22 protein-coding genes are annotated in these 20,145 nt (G+C 40.7%); 12 read left to right on the top strand and 10 right to left on the bottom strand.

Features of this window, described 5'->3' with window-relative positions; translation table 11 throughout:
* Positions 1 to 57 precede the first annotated feature (57 nt).
* The 3 genes from DZC72_RS11145 to DZC72_RS11135 all read left to right on the top strand — a co-directional run bounded on the left by DZC72_RS11145 (position 58) and on the right by DZC72_RS11135 (position 2,321).
* Positions 58 to 666: an SET domain-containing protein gene (locus DZC72_RS11145; RefSeq protein WP_125223010.1), complete on the top strand. Its 609-nt coding sequence runs from the start codon at positions 58 to 60 to the stop codon at positions 664 to 666.
* Positions 667 to 763: 97 nt separating this feature from the next.
* The gene (locus tag DZC72_RS11140; protein ID WP_125223009.1) at positions 764 to 1,417 is read left to right on the top strand and encodes a DinB family protein; all 654 of its coding nucleotides are present in this window, start codon (positions 764 to 766) and stop codon (positions 1,415 to 1,417) included.
* 379 nt (positions 1,418 to 1,796) lie between these two features.
* Positions 1,797 to 2,321: a DUF421 domain-containing protein gene (locus tag DZC72_RS11135; protein WP_125223008.1), complete on the top strand. Its 525-nt coding sequence runs from the start codon at positions 1,797 to 1,799 to the stop codon at positions 2,319 to 2,321.
* A gap of 34 nt (positions 2,322 to 2,355) precedes the next feature.
* Here the strand turns inward: DZC72_RS11135 and DZC72_RS11130 are convergent, their stop codons facing one another.
* Genes DZC72_RS11130 through DZC72_RS11110 form a run of 5 tightly spaced genes read right to left on the bottom strand, consistent with a single transcriptional unit; the run spans position 2,356 to position 7,247 of the window.
* Complete coding sequence (locus DZC72_RS11130) at positions 2,356 to 2,670, bottom strand: hypothetical protein (RefSeq protein ID WP_125223007.1); 315 nt, start codon at positions 2,668 to 2,670, stop codon at positions 2,356 to 2,358.
* A complete protein-coding gene (locus DZC72_RS11125) occupies positions 2,667 to 3,905 on the bottom strand; it encodes a cation:proton antiporter (protein WP_125223006.1) in 1,239 nt (412 codons plus the stop codon). Before DZC72_RS11125 ends, DZC72_RS11130 begins: the two co-directional genes overlap by 4 nt.
* A 9-nt stretch (positions 3,906 to 3,914) precedes the next feature.
* Positions 3,915 to 5,909 carry an NAD-dependent DNA ligase LigA gene (gene ligA, locus DZC72_RS11120; protein ID WP_125223005.1) on the bottom strand — a complete coding sequence of 665 codons (1,995 nt, stop codon included), beginning with the start codon at positions 5,907 to 5,909 and terminating at the stop codon, positions 3,915 to 3,917.
* 8 nt (positions 5,910 to 5,917) lie between these two features.
* Positions 5,918 to 6,760, bottom strand: a complete 843-nt coding sequence (gene prmC / locus DZC72_RS11115) for a peptide chain release factor N(5)-glutamine methyltransferase (protein ID WP_125223004.1) — start codon at positions 6,758 to 6,760, stop codon at positions 5,918 to 5,920.
* A 1-nt stretch (position 6,761) separates the two neighbouring features.
* Positions 6,762 to 7,247, bottom strand: a complete 486-nt coding sequence (locus DZC72_RS11110; protein ID WP_125223003.1) for a GNAT family N-acetyltransferase — start codon at positions 7,245 to 7,247, stop codon at positions 6,762 to 6,764.
* Between the two features lie 131 nt (positions 7,248 to 7,378).
* On the opposite strand from DZC72_RS11110, the gene ribD reads away from it, so the two are divergent.
* Genes ribD through DZC72_RS11090 form a run of 4 tightly spaced genes read left to right on the top strand, consistent with a single transcriptional unit; the run spans position 7,379 to position 10,549 of the window.
* Positions 7,379 to 8,446, top strand: a complete 1,068-nt coding sequence (ribD, locus tag DZC72_RS11105; protein WP_125223002.1) for a bifunctional diaminohydroxyphosphoribosylaminopyrimidine deaminase/5-amino-6-(5-phosphoribosylamino)uracil reductase RibD — start codon at positions 7,379 to 7,381, stop codon at positions 8,444 to 8,446.
* Entirely contained in the window at positions 8,424 to 9,026 is a 603-nt protein-coding gene (locus DZC72_RS11100; protein ID WP_125223001.1) for an HAD family hydrolase, read from the top strand. The genes ribD and DZC72_RS11100 overlap by 23 nt, the downstream gene beginning before the upstream one ends.
* Positions 9,026 to 9,916, top strand: coding sequence for a DMT family transporter (locus DZC72_RS11095; protein ID WP_125223000.1), 891 nt, complete (start codon positions 9,026 to 9,028; stop codon positions 9,914 to 9,916). The genes DZC72_RS11100 and DZC72_RS11095 overlap by 1 nt, the downstream gene beginning before the upstream one ends.
* Positions 9,917 to 9,925: 9 nt before the next feature.
* On the top strand, positions 9,926 to 10,549 hold the full coding sequence (locus DZC72_RS11090; RefSeq protein WP_125222999.1) for an IMPACT family protein: 624 nt from the start codon (positions 9,926 to 9,928) through the stop codon (positions 10,547 to 10,549).
* Between the two features lie 3 nt (positions 10,550 to 10,552).
* Here DZC72_RS11090 and DZC72_RS11085 read toward each other — a convergent pair whose 3' ends face one another.
* The gene (locus tag DZC72_RS11085) at positions 10,553 to 10,948 is read right to left on the bottom strand and encodes an acyl-CoA thioesterase (RefSeq protein WP_125222998.1); all 396 of its coding nucleotides are present in this window, start codon (positions 10,946 to 10,948) and stop codon (positions 10,553 to 10,555) included.
* 205 nt (positions 10,949 to 11,153) lie between these two features.
* Between DZC72_RS11085 and dnaA the strand changes: the two genes are divergently transcribed.
* From dnaA to DZC72_RS11070, 3 genes are read left to right on the top strand one after another with little or no spacing between them, the layout of a single operon-like run.
* Positions 11,154 to 12,578: a chromosomal replication initiator protein DnaA gene (dnaA, locus tag DZC72_RS11080; RefSeq protein ID WP_125222997.1), complete on the top strand. Its 1,425-nt coding sequence runs from the start codon at positions 11,154 to 11,156 to the stop codon at positions 12,576 to 12,578.
* A gap of 5 nt (positions 12,579 to 12,583) precedes the next feature.
* Positions 12,584 to 13,036 carry a low molecular weight protein-tyrosine-phosphatase gene (locus DZC72_RS11075; protein ID WP_125222996.1) on the top strand — a complete coding sequence of 151 codons (453 nt, stop codon included), beginning with the start codon at positions 12,584 to 12,586 and terminating at the stop codon, positions 13,034 to 13,036.
* Between the two features lie 6 nt (positions 13,037 to 13,042).
* Positions 13,043 to 13,765, top strand: a complete 723-nt coding sequence (locus DZC72_RS11070; protein ID WP_125222995.1) for an SAM-dependent methyltransferase — start codon at positions 13,043 to 13,045, stop codon at positions 13,763 to 13,765.
* 53 nt (positions 13,766 to 13,818) lie between these two features.
* On the opposite strand, the gene DZC72_RS11065 is transcribed toward DZC72_RS11070, so the two are convergent.
* The 4 genes from DZC72_RS11065 to dapF all read right to left on the bottom strand — a co-directional run bounded on the left by DZC72_RS11065 (position 13,819) and on the right by dapF (position 16,931).
* Positions 13,819 to 14,448 (bottom strand): hypothetical protein, encoded by a 630-nt coding sequence (locus DZC72_RS11065; RefSeq protein ID WP_125222994.1) that lies wholly within the window; start codon positions 14,446 to 14,448, stop codon positions 13,819 to 13,821.
* Between the two features lie 145 nt (positions 14,449 to 14,593).
* Positions 14,594 to 15,637 carry an endolytic transglycosylase MltG gene (gene mltG, locus DZC72_RS11060; protein ID WP_125222993.1) on the bottom strand — a complete coding sequence of 348 codons (1,044 nt, stop codon included), beginning with the start codon at positions 15,635 to 15,637 and terminating at the stop codon, positions 14,594 to 14,596.
* Positions 15,637 to 16,161, bottom strand: a complete 525-nt coding sequence (locus DZC72_RS11055) for a GNAT family N-acetyltransferase (RefSeq protein ID WP_125222992.1) — start codon at positions 16,159 to 16,161, stop codon at positions 15,637 to 15,639. Before DZC72_RS11055 ends, mltG begins: the two co-directional genes overlap by 1 nt.
* Positions 16,155 to 16,931 carry a diaminopimelate epimerase gene (gene dapF, locus DZC72_RS11050; protein WP_125222991.1) on the bottom strand — a complete coding sequence of 259 codons (777 nt, stop codon included), beginning with the start codon at positions 16,929 to 16,931 and terminating at the stop codon, positions 16,155 to 16,157. Before dapF ends, DZC72_RS11055 begins: the two co-directional genes overlap by 7 nt.
* Before the next feature lie 127 nt (positions 16,932 to 17,058).
* Here dapF and DZC72_RS11045 point away from each other — a divergent pair, with 127 nt between their 5' ends.
* A complete protein-coding gene (locus tag DZC72_RS11045; RefSeq protein WP_125222990.1) occupies positions 17,059 to 18,456 on the top strand; it encodes a S1C family serine protease in 1,398 nt (465 codons plus the stop codon).
* 115 nt (positions 18,457 to 18,571) lie between these two features.
* Positions 18,572 to 20,020, top strand: coding sequence for a glyceraldehyde-3-phosphate dehydrogenase (locus DZC72_RS11040; RefSeq protein ID WP_125222989.1), 1,449 nt, complete (start codon positions 18,572 to 18,574; stop codon positions 20,018 to 20,020).
* Positions 20,021 to 20,145: the final 125 nt, after the last annotated feature.

Here is a 20,145-nt window from a genome sequence, read left to right as displayed (position 1 = left end):
GTAGTGACTTGTTTATTATAACCAACTCATAAAGAGAGACTTAAACCTATCTATATAATGATTCACCCGCATACCGAATTACGATTTATAAGCAACGAAGTAGGCTACGGAGTTGTGGCCACCCAACTAATACCCGCAGGCACCATAACTTGGGTACTGGATAAACTCGATAGAGAATTCAGTCCCTTGGATTTTCAAAATATGGAACCGCTCTATCAGGAAATTTTGGACACCTATACCTACCGAAATAGTAACGGAAACCTAGTCCTTTGTTGGGACCATGGTAGGTATGTAAACCATAGTTTCAATTCCAACTGCCTTACTACGGCCTATGATTTTGAGATTGCCATCAGGGATATCCAGCCCGGAGAACAATTGACCGATGATTATGGGTATTTGAATATTACGAGCCCGTTTAGAGGTATCAATGAAGGAACCAAAAGAAAGACGGTGTATCCGGACGACCTTATAAAATACCACAAAGTCTGGGACAACAAGATTAAAAAGGTATTTCACAGAATAAAGAAAGTGAACCAACCTTTGGAACCGGTGCTACCAGCAAGAACATTAAATAAAATAGAACGTATTCTAAACGGCGAGGAGGCCTTGGCCTCGATTCTTTCCAACTATTTTGATACTGAAAAGACGGCCGTAGCTTCCAAGTAAACAAAGGCAAAAGAAGGGCCCATTGGGTCGTTATCCGTTTTAAATGGGCTATATTGAAGTTTAATTGAAACAAGACCCCTTTTATTTTTAAAATGGTATGAAATTAAAACCAAATATAAAAAGAAGACTTTTGCTGGGATGGTTGGGATTAAGTCCGCTGACGCTTCTTGCCACCAAAATGCCAAAATTGGAAAAAGAAGATTCCAGTATTGCTAATATTTTGATAAACCGATGGGAAAAATCCAAAAGCTATACGCTATCCGTTTTGGACACTATGCCCTTAGAGGACTTGGAATTCAGGCCCAGTCCGGCACAAATGAGCTTTGCCCAGCATTTTTTACATATCGGGTATACGAATAACATGTTCATTGGTGTGTTGAAGGATGAAAAGACCTATGCCGATTTTAATACCCTAAAAGAAGCGCCTTTCTTTTTGGAAATGCCGGACCCTTTAAGTGTTTTTAATGCCGATAGTCTACAAAAACGGAGTCCGGAGCAAAACAAGGAATTAATAGTTGCCTATCTCCATGAAACCTATGATTTTGTTTTAACAAATTTGAAAGAGTTATCCGATGCCTTTTTAAAAAAAGGAAAGGACAAGGTAAAACCTTGGTATTTAGAGGGCCATACCCACCTAGACCTTATACTTCGGGCCGAAAACCATACCGTCCACCACAGGGCGCAGGCAATAAGCTATTTACGGATGAAGGGGATTCAACCTCCAGGATATTCGAAGCACAATACCTTATAACTACTGTGTTTTGGTATATATTATTTTTTCTTTCGTAACTGAAATAGAATAGAAATAGATTGTAAAATACTAAATATTAGCGTGTTAAGTAAACCATACTGGACATTGTTAATTTAAATAGCACTAAATCTATATATTACCAAGAATTCAAAACTCACGCGTCGACAAACTTATAAGTCCGATGTATATGGATTCACATGAGAAATTAACTTACCCAGAAATAACCTGTAAGCTTTAAAGCTACTTAATTTATTATTTGCCCACCTGGACTCACTGGGTATTGAGTATTTTCCCAATAATTTGAGTTTAGGAATATCTTTTATAGATGTTTTGACAACTGCCAAGTTCAGCGTATTAATTGAGTCATAAAAAGTAAAAAATGGAATGGATATATAATATCAAAGACCCTCTTTGGGAAACCTTTATTGGAAGCCTTTTAATTTTTATCGTAATAATCATGGTAACTAGAATGGTAGGACTTAGGTCATTCGCCAAATTTACGGCATACGATTTTGCCTTTACCGTCGCTATCGGTAGTATTATTTCATCAACTTTAACGTCCAGTACTACTATTGTTCATGGATCCGTGGCTATTGCAAGTCTACTTCTGTTAACTTTTGTTTTTTCCTTCTTACAGAAAGCTTATCCAAAATTCGGTTCTTTAATTTCTAACAAACCATTACTATTGATGGATGGAAACAAAATTCTTTACAAGAATCTAAAACATGCCAGAATAGAAAAAAAACAATTAGTGGCAAAATTAAGAGAAGCGAATGTACTAGACTATAAACAGGTGAAGGCTGTTGTACTAGAGTCCACCGGAGATATCTCTGTTCTTCATACTTCAGATGATATGGTGAACTTAAGTTCTGATATTTTAGAAGGAGTCAGGAAAACACCCTAATGGACAGATTGCACCCGTAATTATTGGATAAGATTCAAATATTCGAATTAGCGTTTATAATAATAAACTCCACCAAATTCTTTAATTCCTCCCGTAAAGATATCTCTGGAAAGTCTCTTTGCGCTTTTCTATACCAATAACCGGCATTGAACCGGTCGCCTTCCTTGCGGTGTAGATAGGCATGGATCCAACTGCCCAGCTGATTATGCATATCTTGGGCAATGTCATGGGAAGCCTCCCAGTCACCCTTGGCATCGAACCAAAGGGACTTAAGCCCTTCTGGCCAATCAGGCGGTGGTTGGGAACCTGATAAAGTTACTTCAAATTCGGCGTAATCCTTGGGTATCATTTTGCAACGCGTTTTACCAGACTACCAACGGTTAAACCTTGGGCGATGATGGAAAAGACCACGACCACATAGGTGATGACCAAAAATAGGTCCCTATTCATATCTTGGGTAAGCCCCAAAGCCAAGGCAATGGAAATACCTCCCCGCAGTCCGCCCCAAGTCATGACCAAACTGGTACCCGGAACAAAATCCAATTTTTTTTCAAAAAATTTAATAGGCATAAGCAAGCTCAAATAGCGACAACCTAGAACTATGGGGATAGCAATCAAGCCGGCCACAATGTAACTCGTTTCAAAACTGATGACCAACATCTCCATACCTATTAGTACAAATAATAAGGTGTTCAACAAAATATCCAACAGCTCCCAAAACTTGTCCACATAGGTTTCAGTGGTTTCGGACATGGCCGAATTTCGCACCGTATCGTTCCCCACGACCAAGCCTGCCGTTACCATGGCCAACGGTGCGGAAAGATGTAACTTTTGGGCCACCACCGTACCCATCATTACCGCGGCAAGCGTAATAATGACCTCAATATCATAATCATCTATACTTCGCATCATTCGGTACGTAATCCAACCAATCAATAATCCCCAAAGAATACCACCGATTACTTCAACACCAAAAAGCTCCAAAATTTCGATGGGTTCTACTGGTGACCCACCTGAGGAGGCCATTTTAAAAATCGTCAAAAACACGACTACCCCTACCCCATCGTTGAACAGGGACTCGCCTACAATCTTGGTTTCCAATTTTTTGGGAGCTCCAGCTTGTTTCAAGATTCCCAAAACGGCGATAGGATCGGTTGGGGAAATGAGTGCCCCAAAAAGTAAACAATGTATATAATCCACTTGCATAGGGGTCATTTTCAACAAATAGAACATTATCGTCCCTACCAAAAAGGTCGATACCAAAACGCCCAGCGTGGAAAATACCAAAATAGGCCATCTCTGTACTTTCAATTGCTCAAAGTTAGTATGCAGGGCACCGGCAAAAAGCAGAAAGCTTAGCATGATATCCAAGAGCACGGTCTTAAAATCGATTTTGGAAATAATATACCTTTCGGCATTCAACAGCGTATCGTCCACATAGCCAATAACAAAAACGGCCAAGGTAAACACAATGGTTATTAGCATCAGTCCAATAGTGTTGGGCAACTTTAAAAATCGGACATTGATATATCCAAAAATTGCCGAAATAAAAACTAGTACTGCACTGATAATAAAATAATCCATACACTTTATTTAAATCATTACTAAAAATTCCTGTTCCGTGATTATAGGTATGCCCAAAGACTCAGCCTTGGTCCTTTTGCTGGGCCCCATTTTGTCCCCAGCAATCAAATAACCCGTTTTGGAGGATATTGAGGAACCCACCTTGCCCCCATTGTCTTCTATCAATTTTTTAAGCTCGTCCCTACTCACGGTTTCAAATACGCCCGAAACTACGAAGGTAGCACCTTTCAAAACATCGGTTTGGTTTTCGAGCTTTTCTGCCGATAGTTCCAATTGCACCCCTTTTTGCCTCAAGCGACTTATGGCATCCAAGTTCTTTGGGTTTTGGAAAAAATCCACCACGCTTTCCGCAATCCGGTCGCCAATTTCGTCCACTGAAACCAGTTCCTCCTTGGTAGCCACCATCAGCGCGTCGACCGATTTATAGGCTTTCGCCAATTTCTTGGCAACGGTCTCACCCACATAGCGAATGCCCAAGGCGAACAAAACCCGTTCAAAAGGCACCTTAACGGAATCCGCAACCCCCTGGACCAAATTTTCTGCGGATTTCTCCGCCATCCGCTCCAATGGCAACAATTGCTCTTTGGTAAGGTCGTACAAATCCGCATAATCATTGATCAGGCCTTCCTTAAAGAGCAACTCCACCGTTTCTCCGCCCAAACCTTCGATATCCATGGCCTTTCTGGAAATATAATGCTGGATCCTACCCGTAATTTGTGGCGGACAACCGTATTCGTTGGGGCAGTAGTGTTTCGCATCTCCTGGAGTTCGCATCAGAGCGGTGTGGCACTCGGGGCATTCCATGATGTATTCCGTCGGTTTGGAATCTGCTGGCCGTTTAGCTAAATCCACCCCAATAATCTTAGGAATGATTTCCCCGCCTTTTTCGACAAAAACGGTATCCCCTTCCCTAATATCCAATTTTTCAATCTGGTCGGCATTGTGCAGGGAGGCCCGTTTGACGGTCGTTCCTGCCAACAAAACGGGCTGCAGGTTGGCCACGGGGGTTATGGCCCCAGTGCGCCCCACTTGATAGGTGATTTCGTTCAATACGGTGTAAACCTGCTCCGCCTTGAATTTATAGGCCATGGCCCATCTTGGGGACTTGGCGGTATACCCCAGTTCCTCCTGATGTTGGAGATTGTTGACCTTCACCACTACGCCGTCCGTTTCGTAAGGCAAACTGTGTCGGTTTACGTCCCAGTATTCAACAAATTCCATTACTTCTTGTGTACTATGGCACAATTTCGCCACTGTAGGCACCTTAAAACCCCATTCCCTCGCCTTTTCCAACATTTCAAACTGGGTGCTTATGCCGGTATTCCTTCCAACGATACTGTACAACAGACACTCCAAAGGTCGTTGCGCCACTAAAGAGCTATCCTGTAATTTTAAACTGCCCGAAGCCGTGTTCCTTGGATTCATATACGGTTCTTCCCCGTTGGCGATCCGCTCCTCGTTCATCTTGGCAAAACCATCAAACGGCAGTATGATTTCCCCCCGTATATCAAACTTGTCCGGATAATCCCCTTTCAATTGCAAGGGTACCGACTTTATGGTTTTTATGTTGGTAGTAACATCATCGCCTTGAAAACCGTCTCCCCGGGTCACCGCTCTTAGTAATTTTCCGTTTTCATAGGTAATACTGATGGAGGCCCCATCATACTTAAGTTCACAAGTATATGAGACAGGGGCATCCCCTAAATTCCGTTGGATTCTTTTTTCCCAATCCTCCAGATCCTCCTTGGAATAGGAATTATCCAAGGAATACATACGATGCTCGTGCACAACGGTTTCAAAATGCTTCGTGACCATGCCCCCCACGCGGATGGTAGGCGAACTTTCATCATAAAACTCGGGGTGCTTAGCTTCCAAATCCTGAAGCTCCTTTAACTTCATATCAAACTCAAAGTCGGTAATCGTAGGGTTGTCCAGAACGTAGTAATTATAATTATGGTCCCTTAGCTCCTCCCTTAAGTCCTTGATGGTAGATTCGACGTCCATATTTTGTATTATAGTTTAGCTTTTATCATGCGGTCATTCCCGTACATATCCTTTCGTAATTCAATTTCACTAAAATCATAAGTATGAAGCAAACGACATGTTTCCGTACCCAAATACTGATTGATTTCCAGGTACAACATACCGTTTGGTTTTAGATGTTTCGATGCAAAATCGGCGACTCCCCTATAAAAAATCAATGGGTCCTCATTGGAGACAAAGAGTGCGGACTCAGGTTCGAACAATAGAACATTTTTATTCATTTTATTTTTTTCCAACTTCCTGATATAAGGAGGATTGGATATTATTATATCAAATGAAAGTTCACTATAAAAATCCAACATATCGGCCTTGAAAAAATGAACTTCCACCTCGTTTTTAAGGGCATTTTCACGGGCGATTTCAAGCGCCTCTTCTGAAATATCGAGAGCCTGAACATTTGCATTTTTCAAGGATTTGGCAAGGCCGATGGCAATACAACCACTCCCCGTTCCCATGTCCAAAATATCCAGATTGGCTTGTTTATCTACATCAGCCAACACCCAACGAACCAATTCCTCTGTCTCCGGACGAGGTATCAGCACCTGCGGACCCACCTTGAAGTCCATACCCATAAAGTGCGCCGACCCGATTATATGTTGAATGGGGCGATGCTCTTTCAATTGTGACAATGCCTCGAACATTTTTGGTTCCTCATGCTTTTGAATTCGCAAGTCTGGCTGAATGACAAGGACAAATCGCTCCAGGCACAAATAATCCTCAATCAGCAAATAAAAAAAACTGGAAACCTCCTCTTTGCCGTACAGGGCGTCCAGTTCTTTGTGAAAAATCTTTTTTAATTCACTAAGCAACATATTACAAAGTCTTCAGCATCCAAACGGGACAGGAATAATGCCCCGTATTTCCCATGGGCGCATCGATATATTCGAAACCGGACTTTTTATAAAGTTTTTGGGCGTCTTCCATGTAAGGCATGGTTTCCAAATAACATTTCTCAAAACCGAATTCCCGTGCGCGTTCCAAACAGGTCTCCATCATTTTTGCACCCAAACCACGTCCACGGGCAGCCTTTAAAAAATACATTTTTTGAAGCTCACAAACGTTACCATCATAGTTTTCCAACTGGGCAACACCGGCACAACCAATGATTTTACCGCCGTCATCAATGACGAAGTACGTTGCCCTGGGCACATTATAGGTCTCGTACATTTGGTCCAAGGCCGCATCTGCATAGGCGGTACCCACTTTAGGAACACCCATTTCCACTAAAACCTCGCGCACGACACGCGCCACTTCATCATTATCGGAGGGTCTTATCTCCCGTATTACAACCTCTTGCATTGCTTTTAAATAATAGGCTTTAAAGTACTATTTTTGATTGGTGAAGATACATGAAATGGGCAAAAACCTAAAAAACAGTTTTCAACAAGCCGTATCCTGCGGGTACGGACTCAATCAACCCCAACCCCTTGATGTCTGTGAATGAAAAATACATGCGGCGTTGCCTTGAAATTGCCAAAAATGGAATAGGCACCACAGCACCCAATCCTTCCGTAGGTGCCGTCATTGTCCATAACGACCGTATTATAGGGGAAGGCTATACCAGCCCCTATGGCGGGGCCCATGCTGAAGTAAACGCCATTCGTTCCGTAAAGAACAAAACTTTGCTATCAAAATCTATCCTATACGTAACCCTGGAGCCTTGCTCCCATTATGGAAAAACACCACCCTGTGCCAATTTAATTGTTGAAAACAAGATTCCCAAGGTGGTCATAGGAGTAAGGGACCCACATGAGAAAGTTGCCGGTAATGGCATAGAAATCCTTGAAAAGGCCGGATGCTCAGTCACTATTGGGGTTTTGGAAAAAGAATGCAGGGAACACCACAGGCGATTTCTAACATTTCATGAACAAAAACGCCCGTACATAATCCTGAAGTGGGCCGAAACTTCAGACAGTTTTATTGCACCCATCAAGGAACATCGAAATTCCAAACCCGAACCTTATTGGATTACCAACACCTATTCCAGACAATTGGTCCATAGATGGCGCGGTGAGGAACAGGCCATTTTGGTGGGAACCAATACCGTACTGGAAGACAATCCGAAACTAGACACAAGACTATGGAAAGGAAGGGCGCCGATCCGACTCATAATCGATAAAAATCGTAAAATACCAAATGGTTTACATGTTTTGGATGGGAAACAACCCACAATTATTTTTACTTCAAGTGAAAATCAAAATAAAATAATAAAAAATATTGAATTACAGTATATTGAAAGTTTAAGTAATTATGTTTTAGAGGTGTCTAAAAATCTATTTGAAAGGAATATACTAAGTGTTCTTGTGGAAGGTGGAGCCAAAACTATTCAAAGTTTTATCGATGAAAACCTGTGGGACGAAGCAAGGATTTTTGTTGGAAAAAACGTCTTTAAAAAAGGAATAAAAGCCCCTATCTTGCAAGGAGAACTAGTGCGAGAAAAATACATTTTAAACGACCATTTAAAAATAATCCGGAATGATAAAAAATATCATATTTGATTTTGGCGATATCTTCATCAACCTGGACAAGCCAGCAGTGTTTAAAAATATGGAAGCTTTTGGCTATACCGAATATACCGATGCTTTGGACCGCCTCTGCAAGGAGTATGAAATGGGCCATATGTCATCCATAGATTTTTTGGCAGGCCTAAAGGAAATGTATCCGAAAGCCGCTAAAACCGATTTAGTGGATGCCTGGAATTCTATCCTGCTTGATTTTCCGGAATATCGATTGGAATTTATAGAGGAATTAAAGACAAAAAAAACCTACCGTTTATTTTTATTGAGCAATACGAACGATATTCACATCGAATATGTAAAAAGGACCATGGGCCTGGAACGTTTTGAGCGTTTCAGAAATTGTTTCGAAGGCTTCTATTTGTCCCAACAGATTAAGATGCGCAAGCCCAATACCAATATTTACGAATACGTATTGAACGAAAATTCGCTAGTTCCAGAGGAAACACTTTTTATTGACGACACCAAGGCAAATACGGATAGTGCGCAAAAATTAGGGATACGATGTTGGAACCTTCTAGTCGGGAAAGAGGATATTGTTGAGCTAAACAAAAAGCTGTAATGGAATATTTGGCACTGAGCGTTCTAGCATCCAGTCTGATCTTTGTGATTTTTAAACTTTACACCAAATTCAGGATACAGACACTTTATGCCATTATTGTCAATTACTTTGTTGCGTGTTCCGTAGGAATCTATTTCTATACTGGTAACATTGAATTTACAAAGGTCATTGAACAACCTTGGTTTTTTGGAACGATTCTTTTGGGCGTACTGTTCATTGTTGTTTTCAATCTTATGGCGGCCACTTCACAAAAAGTGGGGGTTTCCGCGGCATCCGTAGCAACGAAGATGTCATTGGCGATACCCGTTGTTTTCGGCATGTGGATGTATGGGGAGCGCCTTGGCTCTTTTGAAATTTTGGGCATCCTTTTGGCCTTGGTGGCGGTATACCTGGCCACCATGCGAAAGAAGAATGTAGTCAATCACAGGTACCTCCTATTGTTGCCCGTAGCTGTATTTATTGGTTCCGGCATCATAGACACGAGCATAAAATACGCCCAACAGGTATCCGTACCTGAAGAGGAATTCCCTTTGTTTTCAGCCGTGGTATTTGGATCGGCAGCATCCTGTGGGATTTTGTTCATTTTGTTGAAATCTTTTAAAGGCGGCTTACAAATAAATTCTAAGAATGTCATTGGAGGTATCTGTTTGGGGGTCCCGAATTTTTTTTCCATATACTTTTTAATGAAGGCATTAGATAGTGAAACCTTAAATAGTGCTTCAATATTTACGATCAATAACGTTGCTATTGTAATGCTTTCTACATTGCTTGGTATATTTTTGTTCAAAGAAAGGATTAGTGGCAAAAATTGGATAGGCATAGGCCTGGCCATTGTCAGTATTGTTTTGGTAGCGCTAGGTAATACAATTCAAAAAATGGTGTTCGGATAATCACACGCAATGGATTCCAAAATCACTAGATTCAAGACTACGGACAAACCTTCAGGGGAAGTATTGTTTAAGGAAAAGAAAAGCAAGTTCTTTGGATATACCTTTCCTATAACTACCGAAGAAGAGGTGAAAACGATACTTGAAGAACTTCGTAAACTTCACCCCACGGCAAACCACGTGTGCTATGCTTGGCAATTAGGAATTATGGACGTTCAATATAGGGCAAATGATGATGGGGAGCCTAACAATTCTGCAGGACTACCTATTTATGGTCAAATCCAATCCTTTGAGGTAACCAATGTGTTGGTAGCTGTAGCCCGTATTTTTGGAGGTACAAAATTGGGTGTAGGCGGTTTGATGACCGCTTATAGGGAGACGGCCAAGTTGGCATTGGAAAATTCAGTGATATCGGAAAAAGTTTTAACGGAGGAATTATCGATGACATTTGAATATGCGGAAATGGATACCGTCATGAGGTTCATTAAAAAGAACCAATTGGAAATACTTTCCCAAAAGCTGCATCTGGATTGTGAAATACATGTTTCGGTTCAAAAAGATCTACTACCCGGCATTTTGGAACAATTGAAAGCCCATCATAAAGTTTCCGTCCAATTGCCTGATTTAAAAAAGTAAGAATTATAACAGTTTTTCCAGAATATAATCGGGACACTTTATAGGCTTTTTCTTATAAGCGTCCATGAACACCAAAACGGTGTTCGCCTCGATCAAAATTTCACCATCCTTGTTCAGTATAACATAGTCAAATTCTATACGTACGGACGGTTTGTTTTTTAGTTGGGTACGGACCGTTATGAGGTCGTCATATCGTGCAGGATTTTTATATTCTATTTTAAGGGAAATAACTGGAAGCATGACCCCATGCTCCTCCATCCATTTGTAGGAAAGCCCCAGGGACCTTAGCCACTCAACCCTTCCCATCTCAAGATATTGCGCATAGTTACCATAATACACAACGCCCATTTGATCTGTTTCCCCATATCTTACTCGAAAAGAAATTTCGTTAAACCCCATAGATTTATAATTAAAAACTATATATTTAAAGCCCCCGTTGGTAGGCAACGAACATGAGGAAAAAAAAGCTCAAATTCAATAGGTATTGATTTTTTTTTTAGAATTTTTGTTCACATATTTGTCCACCTTACAGAGCTAATATAACTGTCTCTATTTTTTGAATTTGTTCGCTTTAAACTAACCAATAACAAGAGCTTTAATTATTATGAATGTTACTGCCGATTCCGTATGGAAAAATTGTTTGGTATTTATCAAGGATAACATCCAACCGCAGGCATTCAAAACTTGGTTTGAACCTATAAAGCCTATTAAGCTTTCCAATAATGCGTTAAGTATACAAGTTCCAAGTAAATTTTTTTACGAGTGGCTGGAAGAGCATTACGTGAAATTACTTAAAGTAGCCTTAACGAAACAGCTTGGTGAAACTGCCAAATTGGTATACATTATTAAGATGGAAAATACCTATGGCAACAAAGAACCTTTCACTGAAAAAATACCCAGTTCCAATAGGGGCAATATGAGTCCCCAGGAAATGGACGTTCCCATAAAGTCCAAAAATCCGGAACTACGAAATCCTTTCGTAATTCCGGGCATTAGGAATATTAAAATTGAATCCCAGTTAAACCCTAACTATAATTTCGATAATTTTTTAGAAGGTGATTCCAATCGCTTGGCTCGCTCGGCAGGTATGGCCGTAGCCAACAAACCGGGAGGCACATCCTTTAACCCCTTGTTGGTTTTTGGGGGCGTTGGTTTGGGAAAGACCCATTTGGCGCATGCCATTGGGGTTGAAATAAAGGACAAATATCCAGAACGTACCGTATTATATATTTCGGCGGAAAAATTCACCCAACAGTACATAGAATCCGTCAAGAAAAATACCCGAAACGATTTTATCCATTTCTATCAGTTGATAGATGTGTTGATTATTGACGACGTACAATTCCTTTCCGGCAAATCGGGAACCCAGGATGTGTTTTTCCATATCTTCAATCATCTCCATCAAAATGGCAAACAGGTCATTTTAACTTCGGATAAGGCTCCAGTGGATATGCAGGACTTCGAGCAACGACTACTTTCCCGCTTTAAATGGGGATTGTCGGCAGAATTACAAAGTCCGGATTATGAAACCCGAATTTCCATCCTAAAGAACAAACTATATAGGGATGGTGTGGAAATGCCCGATGATATCATTGATTATGTGGCCAAACACATTAAGACCAATATCAGGGAACTGGAAGGTGCAATTATTTCCCTTATTGCACAATCTACCCTAAACAAACGGGAAGTTACCATTGAATTGGCGCAACAAGTAGTTGAGAAGTTCGTAAAGAACACCAAAAGAGAGGTATCCATTGATTATATACAAAAGGTAGTCTCCGATTACTTTGAAATGGACGTTGCTACATTACAATCCAAAACAAGAAAAAGACATATTGTGCAGGCGAGGCAATTGGCCATGTTCTTTGCCAAAAAATTCACAAAGGCCTCTTTGGCGAGCATTGGTTCGCAAATTGGCAAAAGGGACCACGCTACCGTCTTACATGCATGTAAGACCGTGGATAATCTTGCCGAAACGGATAAGCAGTTTCGCAAATACATAGAAGACCTTACCAAAAAATTCTCCTGAATTTGATGAAGACCAAAGTTTTGATGGTTTGCCTTGGAAATATCTGCAGGTCGCCATTGGCCGAGGGTATTCTAAAAAGCAAGGTTGACACCGCTACAGTATATATAGATTCTGCAGGTACGGGAGGATATCATATTGGAAATCCACCCGATCACAGGTCCATTGCAATTGCCAAAAAATACGGTATCGACATCAGTCATCAAGTATGCAGAAAGCTTAAGGCGAAGGATTTGGAAGATTTTGACATCATTTATGCCATGGATAAAAGCAATTATAGCAACATAATTGGCTTGAGCAGAAATGAAGAGCAAGCGGCCAAGGTCAAATTATTGCTAAGTGAAACAAACAATGGGGAGCTAGAGGTGCCCGATCCTTATTATGATTCGGTCGATGGTTTCGAAAAGGTTTTTCACATGATAGACGCGGCGTGTGAAACAATAGCCAAAAAATTATCCTAAAGAACAATGGCGGACCAAATATCAAAAAAAGGCAAACTCTATTTAATTCCCTCTACCCTAGGAGAAATTCCCCCATTGGAAGTACTTCCCATTTCCATTAAACGGGCGATCGAAGAAATAAATATCTACATTGTTGAGAACGAAAAGACGGCGCGACATTTTATAAAGAAAGTTTCGCCCAGAAAATCACAACCCTCCTTGACCCTTTTTCCTCTCAACAAGTTCACAGAAGCGTCTGAGATACCAAGTTTTTTGAACCCATGCTCGGAAGGATATGATGTGGGCATATTGTCCGAAGCCGGGTGCCCAGGAATTGCAGATCCAGGGGCCGCCGTCGTAAAAATTGCCCATGAGAGGAACATACAAGTGGTTCCGTTGGTTGGACCATCCTCTATCATACTTGCCCTTATGGCCAGTGGCATGAACGGGCAAAATTTTGCTTTCAATGGTTATTTGGCGATTGAAGGCTCAGAAAGAAAAAAACAAATAAAGACCTTGGAAAGAAAATCCAAGGAAGAAAACCAATCCCAAATTTTCATAGAAACACCCTACAGAAACAATAAGCTGTTGGAAGAGCTTTTAAAAACGGTCTCCGGTAATACCAGAATTTGCATAGCATGTGACATTACCCTTACCACAGAATTTATTAGGACCAAGCCCGCCTCTCAATGGAAATTTGAACAGGTAGACCTACATAAACGCCCAACAATTTTTATCATTCAGGCATAAAAAAACCTTGACATTACTGCCAAGGCTTTTCCATTTTCATATATAATAGTATTTTATATTCTTGGGTTTTTTATAGGTTTAATCATAGTGATGTCAAATCCTGAAAATATCTTCAAATACGTCGCGATCGTAGTTCCATAACCGTCCGTAACATCTGTCTTACCAAAGGTGCGTAAATACTGTTTCACATTTCCAGGTCCCGCCAGATGGGCAGCAGCCACGATACCAGACTCGGTTACTTCGATGCCATTGATACGTTTGCCCACAAATCGCTGGATATCCTTTCTTAGGATCCATTTGTTTCGGGCGATATTCTTTTCGAAGACTTCCTCCTGCAAGGCAGGGTTTTCCAAAAAGTGAATCGAGTCGTATACACCTACTAGGGCCAACGTATTGACGCCGAATTGGTATTTACCCAAATATCCGAAAGAATTTACAGCCGAATAACTGCCTTGAGACTCCTTGAAAGCCAAGGCTTCCTTAAATCCGATGTACCTGCTCCCCAAGAAGGGTGGTCGTACATTCATTTTTTCAAAATAAGCTTTGTCCTGGGGGAACAAAAACGGAGGGGGTTCTTTTACTTTTAAAGCTTCAGGAACTTCAACATTGTAAAGCCTAAAACTGAAACTCGAAAAAATAAAAATCACGATAAGAGGACAAGAGAACAATATCCATCTTTTCATAAAGTGTTTTTCTTAAGACTTACAGCTATAAAATCGCTTGCTTAAATTTCTGGGGCAAAGTTAATTATGTTAAAAACGTAAACTGGGAAGATTTTGTTAAAAATATACACTTTTAGTTAACATGTCTTAAAATAACGATAAGAGCCTACCTATTGATTTTCTGTTCGTTAAGCCAGCGGATGTATTGTGCCTTATTTCGGTTATGCTGTGCAATATTCTCGGCAAACATATGGTAACCAAAGTTCTTTACATTGGCCACAAAATAGTAGTAATTATGTTTTTCAGGGTTTAGGACAGCGTCAACCGCACTAATATCGGGCATGGTAATGGGTCCGGGAGGAACACCTCCGTATTTATACGTATTGTACGGCGAATCCATTTCCAAATCCTTGTACAATACCCTTTTAATAATGGTATCGTAATTTCCGGTTACCTTTTTAATGGCATAGATTACCGTAGGATCCGCCTGTAAGAGCATACCTGATCTTAATCGGTTTAAATAGACACCGGCAACACGTGGCCTTTCGTCCACCTTGGCAGTTTCTTTATGGACAATAGCGGCCAAAGAAACCACCTCATTGGGAGACATTCCTTGGGCCTTGGCCTTAGCAATCCTATCCTCGTTCCAAAAGCGTTTATACTCCTTTAGCATACGGTCCCGGAATTCTTCCGCAGAAGTGTTCCAAAAAAATTCGTAGCTATTGGGTATGTACAAGGCCAATTTAGTTTCTTGATCAAAACCGTTCTCACCCAGAAACTCGGTATCATTAAATACCTTCAAAAGACTAAGGCTATCCGCCTCTATTTGCTCGGAAATCCTGCCCGCCAAGGAGGCTATATTTTCCTGATTGTTGAAGGATACCCTTACGGGGATGTTGTTTACCCTTAGATTGTTGATAATGTCGTTATTGGTCATACCTTTTGAAATGCGGTATTTCCCACCCCTAATATTGGATGCATATCCCTTCCTCTCTGCAGCTTTTTGAAAAGATGGAATATCGGTCAAAAGTGGCGCGAGCTGTTCCTTAACATCTGCAAAGGAGTCGTTAGAACCTATATAAACAAAAGCCTCCTTGTTATTAAAGCTGGTATTTGGAGTAAAAAAAGTGCTATAAACTCTATAGGCAAATACACCGGCCCCGATTAGCCCGAAGATCAATATGGCGACTACAATTTTTTTGATGTACATTATCTAAAAATCTTTTGAAATAATAATTCGTTTTTAAAAACGCCTTCGGTAAATATCCAATCCCTTTTGGTTCCTACCAGTTCAAAGCCCAATTTTTTAAACAGATGAAGGCTACTGTAGTTTTCTTCCAAAATATTGGCGTATAGCTGTTGCAGACCCAAGGTCTTAAAAGCATACCTACATAATATTTCAAGGGCCTCCGTACCAATACCCTTGTTTCTTTTCCCTTCTTCAGAAATAACGATACCAACCCCGGCCCGCTTGTTTTTTGGGTCGAAATCGAAAAGGTCTATAAGGCCGATGGCTTCATTGTCCAAGGTACAGATCACCAAACGCAATTGTTTTACATCATAAATATCCCTGTGGGCATTTTCCAGGTATAGTTTTAAGACATCTCTGGAATAAGGTGCAATGGTACCACTTATTTCCCAAACCGTAGGATGGTTCTCCAGTTCGAAAAGCAAATCCAAGTCCCCTGTTTCCAAGGCCCTTAACTTAATACTTTTTCCTTGAAGGCTTACCATGAAATTTCACCTTTAAAAACCTGCTTGGCCTCTCCATTTAAATGGACTTTGCAATAGGTATTGTTTTCAAAATCAAATTCGACTTTTAACTGACCTCCCAAAGCGATTATGTGTGCAAAATTATCCTTTAATTTTCCCAAATAATGCATTGCCAGTGCAACGGCCGTTACTCCCGTACCACATGAAAGTGTCTCATCCTCCACTCCCCGCTCGTAGGTTCTTACCCTAAAGGTATCCTCGGTTACTTGTTCCACAAAATTGATATTGCTTCCCGATTCCCCATAAATACCGTACCTTATTTTGGAACCCTCCTTGGCAACGTTGAACTTTTCAAGACCTGATACGATTTGTACGTGATGGGGCGAGCCCGTATTCAAGTACAAGGCATTTGGTTTACTTTTCAGTTCCTCTACGTCCTGCATTTTTAGACGTACGGTATTTTCGTTGACCGATGCGGAATGGGGCCCGTCCACGGCCATGAATTCCGTTGTCTTATTTATAATGCCCAAGAACTTTGCAAAAGCAACAATACACCTTCCACCATTTCCACACATACTTCCCTCCTTGCCATCAGAATTGTAATACACCATTTTAAAATCCAGGGATGCATCATTTTCAAGAAGAATAAGTCCGTCGGCCCCAATCCCAAATCTCCTGGAACATAAAAAAGCTACAAGGTTTTGATCCTCCTTAGGAAAAAATAATGACCGATTGTCAATCATTATAAAGTCGTTACCAGTCCCTTGATACTTATAAAATGTAGTGGTCATAACCTAAATTAAACCACAAAGATAGGATTAAATTGAGGCATCCTTGCAGTTAAAAAGTCGTTAAACCATTACCAAAAAAATGGAAATGATGTAATTTTACCCTTAAAAGGTTAAAACAGTATAGATTATGAAGAGAATTGGAGGACTTTTACTCGTTTCCATCTTTGCCGGTGTCATAACATTAGGTGCCTACAAGTTTTTCTTTGAGAAACCCAACTACGCCATTGTAACTTCCAATGATTCACAACCCATTTTTAGCACTAATTATTCGCCAACTTCGGCTTTAGGCTCTGGAATAAATGAAGTTGATTTCACAAATGCTGCCGAACGTACCGTAAATTCCGTTGTCCACGTAAAAAACCTTACTTTAAGCGCTCGAAGAAGTAGTGTCTTCGATTTTTTTTACGGATCCGGAGGTACCGTAACCCCCCAAGTGGGAACAGGATCCGGGGTCATTATATCCCAAGATGGTTACATAGTGACCAACAATCATGTTATAGCCAACGCAACGCAGCTACAGGTAACCTTGAACAACAACCAGACCTTTGAAGCGGAATTGGTGGGTACCGATCCAAACTCGGACATTGCCCTAATCAAAATAAACACGGAGGACAAACTACCTTACTTGGCCTTTGGAGATTCTGATAATACAAAAATTGGGGAATGGGTATTGGCCGTTGGAAATCCGTTTAATTTGACATCTACAGTCACTGCGGGAATCGTAAGTGCCAAGGCCAGAAGTTTGGACACCCGTTCCAATCAATCCTTCATTCAGACAGATGCCGCTGTAAATCCAGGAAACTCCGGAGGTGCTTTGGTAAATACCAACGGAGATTTGATTGGCATTAATACGGCCATATCGTCGCAAACAGGATCTTACGTGGGGTATTCCTTTGCGGTACCCAGCAATATCGCAAAGAAAGTCGTGAACGATATCATGGAATATGGAAACGTTAGAAAGGCGTTTATGGGTATAAGTCCTGCCCCCGTGGATACGCGGGATGCCATAGAAAGAGGCATAAATAACATAGATGGGGTATATATTGAAAGCATAGAGGAAGAATCCGGTGCTGATGATGCAGGATTGGAATTGGGCGATATCATTAAAAAGGTCGATCAAATAGACATACACAAGTATCCGGACCTTACAGGCTATTTGGGTACCAAAAGGCCCAATGATACTATTAATGTTACCGTTGAAAGAAATCAAGAACTATTGACCATACCCGTGATTTTAAAGGAAAGGCAATTATTGATAGTACCTGCTATGGGAATGGAAGTAAAGAATCTGACCAAGGACGATCAAAAGAGATTTAGAACAAAAAACGGGGTGAAAATTACAGGAGTACCGGAGCGTTACCGGGGCTATGGGCTAGAAGGCAAGGTCATCGTTAAAGTAGATGAAAAGGATATTAAGGATATTTCGGATGCGGACACGGCCTTTGGCGCCATTTCTAGGTATGGAAAAACTATTATCACCATGCTTAATGAAAAAGGCGAAAGAGAACGCTTAATTTTTCAATAACTCAAATTTAAAGTTTGGAAAGCATCCACCCTAAATGGATGCTTTTTTCATTTATAGTTGTTACAAATCTTCACAAAAGGCATAATTTTGAGATCTTATATAACAACAAACCAATATGTCTCGTAAAATATCCTTTGAAAAAGAACTGGCTTTCCAAGCTGATAGAAGAAAGGCCACGACGGAGTTTATAAAGATTATCAGCGACTTATGGTATGATAGGTCCATAGAAATTGTCCTATTTAAAAACCCGTTAATAGATCGAAATGTAAGCGATATAATTCGGTTGCACGAGTATGCCGGCGAGTTTGTGCAAAAGCCCATTTCCATATTTGATTCCGTTGAAATCCTTAGAGCCATCAATGACCTAAAGTTGCCACCGGCCAAATTGGATATAGGTAAATTGACCTATGAATACCATTCCGATGATAACAATTTTAATAACGTGAAAGCCTTTGTTATCGATAAACTTAAATCGGCAACGGATTATAAAAGCATTAAACCAAAGGATGTCATTCTGTATGGTTTTGGTAGAATTGGTCGGTTATTGGCAAGAGAACTCATGTCTAAAACGGGAAAAGGCAATCAAATGCGATTGCGGGCCATTGTTGTACGAGGGGTCCTAGATGAAGACATATTGGAAAAAAGAGCCAGTCTTTTGAGAACGGATTCCGTTCATGGTAATTTCACGGGAACGGTTACCGTAAATGCCAAGGACAACACCCTCTTGATCAATGGCACAACTGTTCAAATAATTAGCGCCAAAGTCCCAGAGGAAATAGACTACACCCAATATGAAATATCCGATGCCCTTGTAATTGATAATACCGGGGCCTATAGGGATCAGACCCAGTTATCCAGACATTTAAGGGCCCAAGGTGTTTCCAAGGTACTTTTAACAGCACCTGGCAAAGAGATACCAAATATAGTACACGGGGTAAACCATTTGGACTATGACCCAGATACGACTCATATATTTTCCGCAGCTTCCTGCACAACAAACGCAATTACTCCCATACTAAAGGTCATTGACGATTCCATTGGTATAAAAAAAGGACATTTGGAAACCATACATGCCTATACGAACGACCAAAACCTTGTGGATAATATGCATGATAAATATCGCCGAGGGAGGGCTGCGGCACTGAATATGGTTATTACGGAAACTGGTGCTGGCCAAGCAGTGACTAAGGCCCTGCCCAACCTAAAGGGCAAGTTGACTTCCAATGCAATTAGGGTCCCTGTCCCCAACGGGTCTTTGGCAATTCTTAATCTAGATATCAAAAACAAGACTTCTTTGGAAGGCATTAATACCATTGTAAAAAAATACGCGCTCGAGGGCGACTTGGTGGAGCAAATAAAATATAGCCTAAGCAAGGAATTGGTCTCATCGGACATTGTGGGATCTGTTGCACCCGCCGTTTACGATAGTGAGGCCACAATCGTTTCTGACAATGGCAAGAATTTGGTACTGTATATTTGGTATGATAACGAATTTGGATATTCCCAACAGGTAATGCGACTTGCAAAATATATTGCCAAAGTAAGACGTTATACCTATTATTAAACAACGGTACAAAACATCCTTTTCGAAAGATTTTACGTACCTATTAATTAAAGACTGAGGTTTTACATCATTTGATTTTATTAAATTACTTTAGTCTTCTCTAAATCAGTTTTTAACGGAAATTT

The organism is Maribacter algicola (assembly GCF_003933245.1).
In the GTDB taxonomy this organism is placed as follows: domain Bacteria; phylum Bacteroidota; class Bacteroidia; order Flavobacteriales; family Flavobacteriaceae; genus Maribacter; species Maribacter algicola.
This window is presented reverse-complemented; position numbering and strand designations above follow the sequence as displayed.